This is a genomic window from Rhizobacter sp. P3_C12 (genome assembly GCF_056402735.1).
Map to the genome: position 1 here is coordinate 1 of NZ_JBFUGW010000223.1, position 10,540 is coordinate 10,540.

5 protein-coding genes are annotated in these 10,540 nt (G+C 70.1%); 4 read left to right on the forward strand and 1 reads right to left on the reverse strand.

The features are described 5' to 3' along the window. From msrP to AC1DXV_RS25740, 3 genes are all read left to right on the forward strand, one after another. A partial coding sequence (gene msrP / locus AC1DXV_RS25730) for a protein-methionine-sulfoxide reductase catalytic subunit MsrP (RefSeq protein ID WP_477936221.1) occupies nt 1-791 on the forward strand: 791 nt, incomplete at its 5' end. Nucleotides 792-804: 13 nt separating this feature from the next. Further along, nucleotides 805-1,458 carry a protein-methionine-sulfoxide reductase heme-binding subunit MsrQ gene (msrQ, locus tag AC1DXV_RS25735; protein ID WP_477868157.1) on the forward strand — a complete coding sequence of 218 codons (654 nt, stop codon included), beginning with the start codon at nt 805-807 and terminating at the stop codon, nt 1,456-1,458. A gap of 70 nt (nt 1,459-1,528) precedes the next feature. Next, nucleotides 1,529-3,235, forward strand: coding sequence for a GGDEF domain-containing protein (locus AC1DXV_RS25740; protein WP_477868155.1), 1,707 nt, complete (start codon nt 1,529-1,531; stop codon nt 3,233-3,235). 299 nt (nt 3,236-3,534) lie between these two features. Here AC1DXV_RS25740 and uvrA read toward each other — a convergent pair whose 3' ends face one another. Further along, nucleotides 3,535-9,249: an excinuclease ABC subunit UvrA gene (gene uvrA, locus AC1DXV_RS25745; protein WP_477936223.1), complete on the reverse strand. Its 5,715-nt coding sequence runs from the start codon at nt 9,247-9,249 to the stop codon at nt 3,535-3,537. Between the two features lie 209 nt (nt 9,250-9,458). Here uvrA and AC1DXV_RS25750 point away from each other — a divergent pair. Then, nucleotides 9,459-10,540: sensor histidine kinase (locus tag AC1DXV_RS25750; RefSeq protein WP_477936225.1), on the forward strand; the 1,082-nt coding region annotated here is incomplete at its 3' end.

Genomic DNA, 10,540 nt, shown 5'->3' on the forward strand with positions numbered 1-10,540 from the left:
GTGCCGTCCCCGGCGCGATCACGATGGAAAAGCTCACGTCCTACAACGACGTGACCAGCTACAACAACTACTACGAGTTCGGCACCGACAAGTCCGACCCGGCGCGCAATGCCGGCTCGCTGAAGACCCGCCCGTGGACGGTCGCGATCGAGGGCGAGGTGAAGAAGCCCAAGGTCTACGACCTCGATGAGCTGCTGAAGCTCGCGCCGATGGAGGAGCGCGTCTACCGGCTGCGCTGCGTCGAGGGCTGGTCGATGGTGATCCCGTGGGTCGGCTATTCGCTGTCGGAGCTGATCAAGCGCGTCGAGCCGACCGGCAATGCGAAGTACGTCGAGTTCGTGACGCTGGGCGATGCGAAGCAGATGCCCTTCCTCGGCTCGCGCGTGCTGTCGTGGCCGTACGTCGAGGGCCTGCGCCTGGACGAAGCGATGAACCCGCTCGCGCTGCTCGCCTTCGGCCTGTACGGCGAGGTGCTGCCGAACCAGAACGGCGCGCCGGTGCGGCTGGCGGTGCCGTGGAAATACGGTTTCAAGAGCGGCAAGTCGATCGTCAAGATCCGCTTCACCGACAAGCAGCCGCTCACCTCCTGGAACCATGCGGCCGCGCAGGAGTACGGCTTCTTCTCGAACGTCAACCCGAACGTCGACCACCCGCGCTGGAGCCAGGCGACGGAGCGGCGCATCGGCGAGGATGGCCTGTTCGCGAAGAAGCGCGCCACGCTGATGTTCAACGGCTACGAAGCCCAGGTCGGCCAGCTGTATGCGGGCATGGACCTGAAGAAGCTGTTCTGAGCGCGCGCCGGCCATGAAGACCGCTGTGCTGTCGCCCGACACCGCCCCCCGCCCCGCCCCGCCGCGCCGGCGCTCGCCGCTGCTGCATCCGGCGGCCAAGCCGCTGCTGTTCGTCGCCGGCCTGCTGCCGTTCGCGTGGCTGTTCTACGGCGCGGTGATGAACACGCTGGGGGCGAACCCGGCCGAGGCGCTGATCCGCTCGACCGGCGACTGGACGCTGCGGCTGCTGTGCCTCACGCTGGCCGTGACGCCGCTGCGGGTGATCGCGAACCAGCCGGCGCTGGCGCGTTTCCGGCGCATGCTGGGGCTGTTCGCGTTCTTCTACGTCGTGCTGCATTTCTTCGCCTATGCCTGGCTGGACATGGGGCTGGACCTCGATGCCATCGTGCGCGACATCCCGAAGCGCCCGTTCGCGCTGGTCGGCTTCCTGGCCTTCGTGCTGATGATCCCGCTGGCCGCGACCTCGTTCAACCGCGCCATCAAGGCGCTGGGCGCGAAGCGCTGGCAGGCGTTGCACAAGTGCGTCTATGCGATCGTGCTGCTGGGCCTGTTGCACTTTTTCTGGATGAAAGCGGCGAAGAACAATTTCGCCGAGGTCGCGGTGTACGGCGCGGTCATCGCGGTGCTGCTCGGCTGGCGCATCCGGCACGCGTTGCGCAGGAGTTGACGGCGCGTCGCGAACCTGACGCCTTGGCGTCTGGCGCCGCTGCGCCGGGCCACGCACAATCGGGCCCTCCATGGTCGCCCACGTCTTGCCCCACCACCCCCCCGCCGGCCCCGAAACGGCAGCCCGCCGCCTCGTCAGGCTGATCGCCGATTCGCAGGCCGCCCACGATGGCGGCCAGCACCAGCAGGGCCTCGCGCTGGCCGAACAGGCCCTCGAAGGCGCCGTCACGCTGGGCGACCCGCTGATACTGGCGCGCGTCCACACGCTGCTGGCCAACCACCGCTGGCGGCTCGGGCTGTTCGAGCCGTCGGTGCAATCGGCGCGCGAGGCGCTGGCGCTCTGGCGAGCCGCCGGGCGCATCGACGAGCAGTGCGACACGCTGTGCCTGCTGGCGATCTCGTTCAGCGAGATCGGCCTGCAGGAAGAAGCGCTGAAGCACGCCACCGCGTCGTTCGAGCTGGCGCGCACGCACCAGCGCGGCCTCGCGATGGGCGTGGCGCTGAACCGCATCGGCATCTGCTACGACCGGCTCGGCGATTCGATCCAGGCCGAGAGCTTCCTGCTGCAGTCGCTGGGCATGGCGCGCGAGCACGGCGGCCATGGCGACCGCATGCTGGCGCTGAACAACCTCACCGCCACCGCGATCAGCGCGTACTACCAGGCGCAGCTGCGCGCCGATGAAGACGCGAGCCGGCAGGCGGTGCAGCGGGCCCGCCAGTACGGCGGCCGGGCCTTGTCGCTGGCGCGCCGCCACGGCGATGTCTACCGCGTCAGCGTCACGCAGGGCAACCTCGGCGAAGCGCTCGGCCTGGCCGGCGAGTACGCCGAAGCGCGTGCGCTGCTGCAGGAGGCGCTCGCGAGCGCGGTGCAGAACGGCTTCCGCGCGGTCGTGCTGCGCATGCGCCACAACATCGCCGAGGTGCTGCTGCGCGAGGGCCGCAACGAAGAGGCGATCACCGAGCTCACCGCGACACTGCAGTCGCTGACCCAGCTCGACCACGAGACGACGCGCATGCGGGTGCACTCGGCGCTGCACCGCGCCTACAAGGCCGTGCGCCAGTTCGAGCCGGCGCTGCTGCACTGCGAGGCGCACCACCAGATCGAGATGCAGCGCGTGGCGCTGCAGAGCAAGGCGCAGGCGCGGCTGATGGTGAACCGCATCGACGTCGAGCGTGCGCTGATGGACGGCGAGCGCTCGCGCCTCGAGGCCGAGCTGCAGCGGCTGCGCACGCAGCAGCTGGAGGCCGAGAAGGAGCTGCTGGAGCAGCGCACCGCCGAGCTGCACCGCGAGACGCTCGAGGACCCRCTGACCGGGCTCGCGAACCGGCGCCATGTCGACGCGACGCTGCCGCTGCTGATCGAGCGCTCGCGCGGCCAGGGCCAGCCGATGGCGCTCGCGATGGCCGACCTCGATCATTTCAAGCAGGTCAACGACCGCCACGGCCATGCGGCCGGCGACGAGGTGCTGCGCACGGTGGCGCGCCTGTTCGGTGACAAGACGCGGGCGCGCGACCTGCTCGGCCGCTGGGGCGGCGAGGAATTCGTGCTGGTGTTCGTCGACACCCCGCGCGAGACGGCGCACGAGATCTGCGAGCGGCTGCGCAGCGCCGTGCAGGCCTACCCATGGAGCGTGATCTCGCCGGGGCTGCAGGTCACGCTGAGCCTCGGCTTGGCCGACGCGCAGCCGGCCGACAACGCGCTCGAACTGGTGGAGCGAGCCGATGCGGCCCTCTACGAAGCGAAGCGGCTGGGGCGCAATCGCCTGGTGGAAGGGTGAAACCTTCGGTGGCGGAGGGTTGGCGCGGAAGGCGCGGGTGGGGAGGCTGGGGAGCGCCAATCAGGGCGGGGCGCCGGAGCTGGCTGGTTTCGTGGCCCGCGTGCGCAGCACGCTTCGTGAACTGACTGTCGCCGACTGTTTGACCACAACGAACGAAGTGAGTGGCGGGAGTTTCGGCGACGGGCCATGAAACCAGTCAGCGGAGGGCAGTCATCGCCCCGCCAGGGGCGATGACCGCACCGGCCGGCGAGCCACAGCCTCCCCGCACCCGCCTTTGCCGCGCCAATGCGCCACCCGCCCTACGTCCGCGCCAACACGGGCTTCAAAGCCGCGCCCGTATGGCTCGCCTTGGTCTTGACGAGCAGCTCCGGAACCCCGTTCGCCACCACCGTGCCACCGCGCACACCGCCCTCCGGCCCCAGGTCGATGACCCAGTCGGCCTCGGCGATCACGTCCAGGTCGTGCTCGATGACSACCACGCTGTGCCCGCCGTCGACCAGCCGGTGCAGCACACGGATCAGGCGCTCCACGTCGGCCATGTGCAAGCCCACCGTCGGCTCGTCGAGCACGTACAGCGTGTGCGGCGCCTTGTTGCCGCGCCGGCCCACGTCGTCGCGCACCTTGGTCAGCTCGGTCACCAGCTTGATGCGCTGCGCCTCGCCGCCACTCAGCGTCGGTGACGGCTGGCCCAGCGTCAGGTAGCCCAGCCCCACGTCCTTCATCAGCTGCAGCGGGTGCGCGATGTTCGGCATCGACGCGAAGAACTCCACCGCCTCGTCGATCTCCATCTTCAGCACATCGCCAATGCTCTTGCCGCGCCAGCTCACCGCCAGCGTCTCGGCATTGAAACGCTGGCCGTGGCACACGTCGCACGGCACCTTCACGTCCGGCAGGAAGCTCATCTCGATCGTGCGCATGCCCTGCCCTTCGCAGGCCGGGCAGCGGCCGTCGCCGGTGTTGAAGCTGAAGCGCGCCGGCAGGTAGCCGCGCGCACGCGACTCCAGCGTGTCGGCGAACAGCTTGCGGATGGTGTCCCAGAAGCCGATGTAGGTGGCCGGGCACGAACGCGGCGTCTTGCCGATCGGCGTCTGGTCGACCTCGAGCACGCGGTCGATATAACCCCAGCCGTCGATCTTCTCGCAGCCCTGCCAGTTCGGCTTGCCGCCGCGCACGTTGATGAACTGCAGGTTGGCCAGCAGCACGTCGCGCGCCAGCGTCGACTTGCCCGAACCGCTGACGCCGGTCACCGCCACCAGCCGCTTCAGCGGCACGTCGACCGTCACCTGCTGCAGGTTGTGCAGCGAGGCGCCGTGGATCGTCAGCAGCCGGTTCGCCTCGCCCTCCTTCGCGACCTTGCTCGCCACCGACGCCAGGAAGGCATCCACCTCGCGCCGCGCCTTCAGCGGGTGCACCAGCGGGTTCGCGAGGAAGCGCCCGGTCACTGAATCGGGGTTCTTCGCCAGGTCGCCCGCCGTGCCCTCGGCCACCAGCCGGCCACCGCGCTTGCCGGCGCCCGGGCCGATGTCGATGATGTGGTCGGCGCGGCGGATCGTGTCCTCGTCGTGCTCCACCACCACCAGCGTGTTGCCCTTGTCGCCCAGCTTGTGCAGCGCATCGAGCAGGATCTGGTTGTCGCGCGGGTGCAGGCCGATGGTCGGCTCGTCGAGCACGTAGCACACGCCCTGCAGGTTGCTGCCGAGCTGCGCCGCCAGCCGGATGCGCTGCGCCTCGCCACCCGACAGCGTCGGCGCCGCACGGTCCAGCGTCAGGTAGCCGAGGCCGACTTCTTCCAGGAACTCCAGCCGGCTCGCGATCTCGCTGACCACGTCGCGCGCGATCTCCGCGTCGCGCCCGGTCAGCGTCAGCGCCTGCACCCACTTGCGCGCATCGGCCACCGACCACTGCGCGATCCACGCGATCGAATGCGTGTCGAAGGTGACGCCGCGCGACACCGGGTTCAGCCGCGTGCCGCCGCAATCCGGGCACGGCTCGTCGACCACGCCTTCAACCTCCGCCTCCTCCGACGGGAAGCTCTGCTCGCGGCCCTTGTTGTCATCGTCCTGCACCGAATCGTCATACGCCTTGCGCTGCTCGCGCGTCAGCGCGAGGCCGGTGCCGACGCAGGTGGTGCACCAGCCGTGCTTGCTGTTGTAGCTGAACATGCGCGGGTCCAGCTCGGGGTAGCTGGTGGCGCAGACCGGGCAGGCGCGCTTGGTCGAGAACACCTTCACCTCGCCGAGCTTGCGCGTCGGCGTGCCGGCCAGCATCGCGCCGCGCAGCCCCTTCAACGGGCTCAGCAGGTGCATCACGCCCTTGCCCAGGTCCAGCGCCTGCGCCAGCAGCGTGCGCAGCTCGGCCTCGTTGTCCTTGCCGATCACCAGGTCGCCGACCGGCAATTCGACGGTGTGCTCCTTGAAACGGTCCAGCCGCGGCCACGGATCGACCGGCAGGAAGTCGCCGTCCACCCGCAGGTGCGTGTGGCCGCGCGCCTTCGCCCACTTCGCAAGGTCGGTGTAGACGCCCTTGCGGTTGACGACCAGCGGCGCCAGCAGCCCGACGTGCACGCCCTGGTGGTCGCGCAGCAGCTGGGCTGCGATGCTCTCGACGCTCTGCGGCCGCACCGGCGCGCCGTCGTTCACGCAGTGCTGGATGCCCAGCTTCACGTACAGCAGCCGCAGGAAGTGCCAGACCTCGGTCGTCGTCGCGACGGTGCTCTTGCGGCCGCCGCGGCTCAGCCGCTGCTCGATCGCCACCGTCGGCGGGATGCCGTACACCGCGTCGACCTCCGGCCGCCCGGCCGGCTGCACGATGCTGCGCGCATAGGCGTTCAGCGATTCGAGGTAGCGGCGCTGGCCCTCGTTGAACAGGATGTCGAAGGCCAGCGTGCTCTTGCCCGAGCCCGACACGCCGGTCACCACGCTGAACTTGCCGCGCGGGATGCTGACGTCCAGCGACTTCAGGTTGTGCTCGCGCGCATTGACGATGCGGATCGATTCGTCGCGCTGCACGTCGCGGGCCTTCTTGACCAGGTACTGCAGCGGCACGCCTTCTTCCACCTGGTGCTCGCCCGCACGCATCGACACCTCGTACTCGGCCAGCGCGCGGCCGGTGTGCGAGGTCGGATGCAGCTTCACGTCCTCCGGCGTGCCGGTGCACACCACCAGCCCGCCGGCCTCGCCGCCTTCCGGGCCGAGGTCGATCAGCCAGTCGGCCGCGCGGATCACGTCGAGGTTGTGCTCGATCACGACCAGCGAATGCCCGGCGTCGAGCAGCTTGCGGAACGCGCGCATCAGCTTCGCGATGTCGTCGAAGTGCAGGCCGGTGGTCGGCTCATCGAACATGAAGAGCGTGCCCTTCTTCGCGACCGGCTGGCGGCTCGCGGTCGTCGTCTGCGCCGCCTCGGCCAGGAAGCCGGCCAGCTTCAGCCGCTGCGCCTCGCCGCCCGACAGCGTCGGCACCGGCTGGCCCAGCTTCACGTACTCGAGGCCCACGTCGACGATCGGCTGCAGCACGCGCAGCACCTCGCGGTCCTGCGCGAACATCTGCACCGCCTCGCTGACGGTCAGCTCCAGCACGTCGGCCACGCTCAGTTCGCGGGCCACCTCACCGGGGAGGCGGCGCTCGATCTTCACGTCGAGGATCTCGGCGCGGTAGCGGCGGCCGTCGCAATCCGGGCAGCGCAGGTACACGTCGGACAGGAACTGCATCTCGACATGCTCGAAGCCCGAGCCGCCGCAGGTCGGGCAGCGGCCGTCGCCGGCGTTGAAGCTGAACATGCCGGCGCCGTAGCCGCGCTGGCCGGCCAGCGGCGTCTGCGCGAACAGCTTGCGGATCTCGTCGAACGCGCCGACGTAGCTGGCCGGGTTCGAGCGCGCGGTCTTGCCGATCGGCGACTGGTCGACGAACACCGCGTCGGTCAGCCAGTCGGCGCCGAGCAGGCGGTCGTGCTCGCCGGGCGTCTCGGTGGCCTTGCCGAAATGGCGCGCGAGCGCCGGGAACAGCACGTCCTGCATCAGCGTGCTCTTGCCCGAGCCGGACACGCCGGTCACGCACACCAGGTGCTGCAGCGGGAACTCGACCGTCACGTTCTTCAGGTTGTGGTCGCGCGCGCCTTCGAGGATCAGCTTCGGCGTCGCCTCGGTCACCAGCCGCTTCAGGCCGCCCAGGCCGACCTGCTTGCGCCCGCCGAGGTAGGCGCCGGTCAGCGTGTCGGCACGGCGGATCTCTTCCGGCGTGCCGTCGAACACGATGCTGCCGCCGCGCTCGCCGGGGCCCGGGCCCATGTCGATCAGCCGGTCGGCCGCCAGCATCACCGCCGGGTCGTGCTCGACGACCACCAGCGTGTTGCCGGCATCGCGCAGCCGGTGCATCGCCTCGACGATGCGGTTCATGTCGCGCGGGTGCAGGCCGATGCTCGGCTCGTCGAGCACGAACATCGTGTTGACCAGCGAGGTGCCGAGCGCGGTAGTGAGGTTGATGCGCTGCACCTCGCCGCCGCTCAGCGTGCGGCTCTGGCGGTCCAGCGTCAGGTAGCCGAGGCCGACATCGCACAGGTATTTCAGTCGCGTGCGGATCTCGTCGAGCAGCAGCTTCAGCGCGTCATCGAGCATCGTGCTGGGCAGCGTGATGCCGTCGAAGAAGCGGCGGATGCGCTCGATCGGCATCAGCATCAGGTCGTGCACCGTCAGGCCGGGCAGCGCCTCGAGCTGCGGGCGCGACCAGGCGGTGCCCTGCGGCAGGAAGCGCTTTTCGGGCGGCAGCACGCCATCGGCATCGGGCTGGCTGCCCAGGCGCCACAGCAGCGCCTCGGTCTTCAGGCGCGCGCCGCCGCAGGTGGTGCAGGGCGTGTAGCTGCGGTACTTCGACAGCAGCACGCGGATGTGCATCTTGTACGACTTCGATTCGAGGTACTCGAAGAAGCGCTTGATGCCGTACCACTGCTTGTTCCAGTTGCCCCTCCAGTGCGGCGAGCCGTTGATGACCCAGTCGCGCTGCGCCTCGCTCAGCTGCGACCAGGCGGCGTCGCGCGGGATGCCGGCCTCGGCGGCGTACTTCAGCAGGTCGTCCTGCGAGTCTTTCCAGGCCGGCGTCTGGATGGTCTTGATCGCGCCGGAACGCAGCGTCTTGCGGTGGTCCGGGATCACCAGCCCCCAGTCGACGCCGATCACGCGGCCGAAGCCACGGCAGGTCTCGCAGGCGCCCATCGCCGAATTGAACGAGAACAGGGCCGGCTGCGGCTCGCTGTAGCGCAGGTCGCTGTCGGGGCAGTGCAGGCCGGTGGAGAAACGCCAGAGTGCCGGTTCGCCTTCCTCGGCCACCACATAGACATTCACCCGCCCGCTGCCGCGCTTCAGCGCCGTCTCGATCGCCTCGACCGCGCGCACCTTCTCGGTGTTCTGCAGCCGGAAGCGGTCGGCCACCACGTCCAGCACCTTGCGCGGCCCGGTCGGCGTCGCGACCTCGCGCTCGGCCTGCACGCGGGTGAAGCCGCTGGCCGCCAGCCACTGCTCGATCTCTTCCGGCGTCGTCACGGCCGGCAGCTCGACCGGGAAGGTCACCACCAGGCGCGGATCGCCCAGCGCCGTCCGGCTCATCAGCTCCGCGTAGATCGTCTCCGGCGTGTCATGCCGCACCGGCTGCGCCGTCTGCTTGTCGAACAGCTCGCCCGCCCGCGCATACAACAGCTTCAGGTGGTCGTTCAGCTCGGTCATCGTGCCGACCGTCGAGCGCGAGGTGCGCACCGGGTTGGTCTGGTCGATCGCGATCGCCGGCGGCACGCCGTCGACCCGGTCCACCGCCGGCCGGTCCATGCGGTCGAGGAACTGCCGCGCATAGGCGCTGAAGGTCTCGACGTAGCGCCGCTGCCCCTCGGCGTACAGCGTGTCGAACACCAGGCTCGACTTGCCCGAACCCGACGGCCCGGTCACCACCGTCATCTCGCCGGTGCGGATGTCGAGGTCCAGGTTCTTCAGGTTGTGCTGGCGGGCGCCGCGGATGCGGATGACACCGGACATGGGGAGGGCTTTCGGAATGCGGAGCCGAAGATTCTAGGGAGCCGCGACGGGTGAGCGCATCCGCGGGCCATTGGTCAGCAGCAGTCAGTAGCCGCCGGCAACCGGTCTGACCCGCAGCAACAGATCGGACACGCGAGGCGCATTGCCCGGACGGGGCCCATTGGCTACCATGCGCGACGCTCTCACGCGTGCCGTCTGCGCGTGGCGTCATGAAAACACCAGCCGTTCCACCTCTCCCGCCCGTCCACCCCGACAGCAGCCGCGCCACGCGGCTCATGGATGTCGTCGGCGAGGGCGTGTGGGAGCACGAACTCACGTCGCTCCAGCCGTCGCAGGCCTGGCATTCGCCGCGCTGCCGCGACCTGCTCGGGCCCGGGCTGGCTGACGAGCCATCCGCACTGCGTGCGCAGGTCGACCCGCCGGACCGGGCGCACTGGGATGCGCTGGTCGGCGCGGCGATCCGCGCGCCGGGCCGCAACGTGCAGGGCCGGCTGCGCCTGCGCACGGCCGACGGCAGCCCGCGCTGGTTCCAGGTGCGCATGCGCGCCACCGCCGACGGCACGGGGCCGGCCACCCGGCTGGCCGGCAGCCTGCGCGAGGTCGACAGCGACCCGGCCTCCGGCCAGGCCAAGGCCGCCTTCCTGGCCCACATGAGCCACGAACTGCGCACGCCGCTGAACGCGGTGCTCGGCATGACCGAGCTGGCACAGCGGCTGGCCACGCACAACGAGCAGCGCGGCTACCTCGACCTGGCGCAGCAGTCCGGCCAGGCGCTGCTGCGCCTGCTCGGCGACGTGATCGATTACGCCCGCGCCGAGGCCGGCGAGCTTGCGCTGCGGATGGAGACCTTCGACCTCGCGCAGCTGATGGCCGAGACCTGCCGCGGCTTCATGCCGCAGTTGCGCGAGCGCAAGCTGACGATGCTGTACGACTACCTCGGCGAGCAGACGCGCTTCCAGGGCGATCCGGCGCGCGTGCGCCAGATCGTCTCGAACCTGCTGGCCAACGCGACGCGGTTCACCGCGCAAGGCCATGTCGCGCTCGTCACCGAGGTGCGGGCCCAGCCCGACGGCCCGTGGCTGCTGCGCATCCAGGTGCACGACACCGGCACCGGCATGGACGACGCCACGCTGGAGCGCGTGTTCAAGCCCTTCGAGCAAGGCGACAACAGCGCGCGCCGCCAGCACGGCGGGACCGGCCTCGGCCTGTCGCTCACGCGCAAGCTGGCCGCGCTGATGGCCGGCCGCGTGACGGCCACCAGCCAGCCCGGCCGCGGCTCGGTGTTCTCGGT

Excerpts from the sequence above, each read along its gene's own strand:
- msrQ (WP_477868157.1), top strand. The coding sequence starts at position 805 with ATGAAGACCGCTGTGCTGTCGCCCGACACCGCCCCCCGCCCCGCCCCG.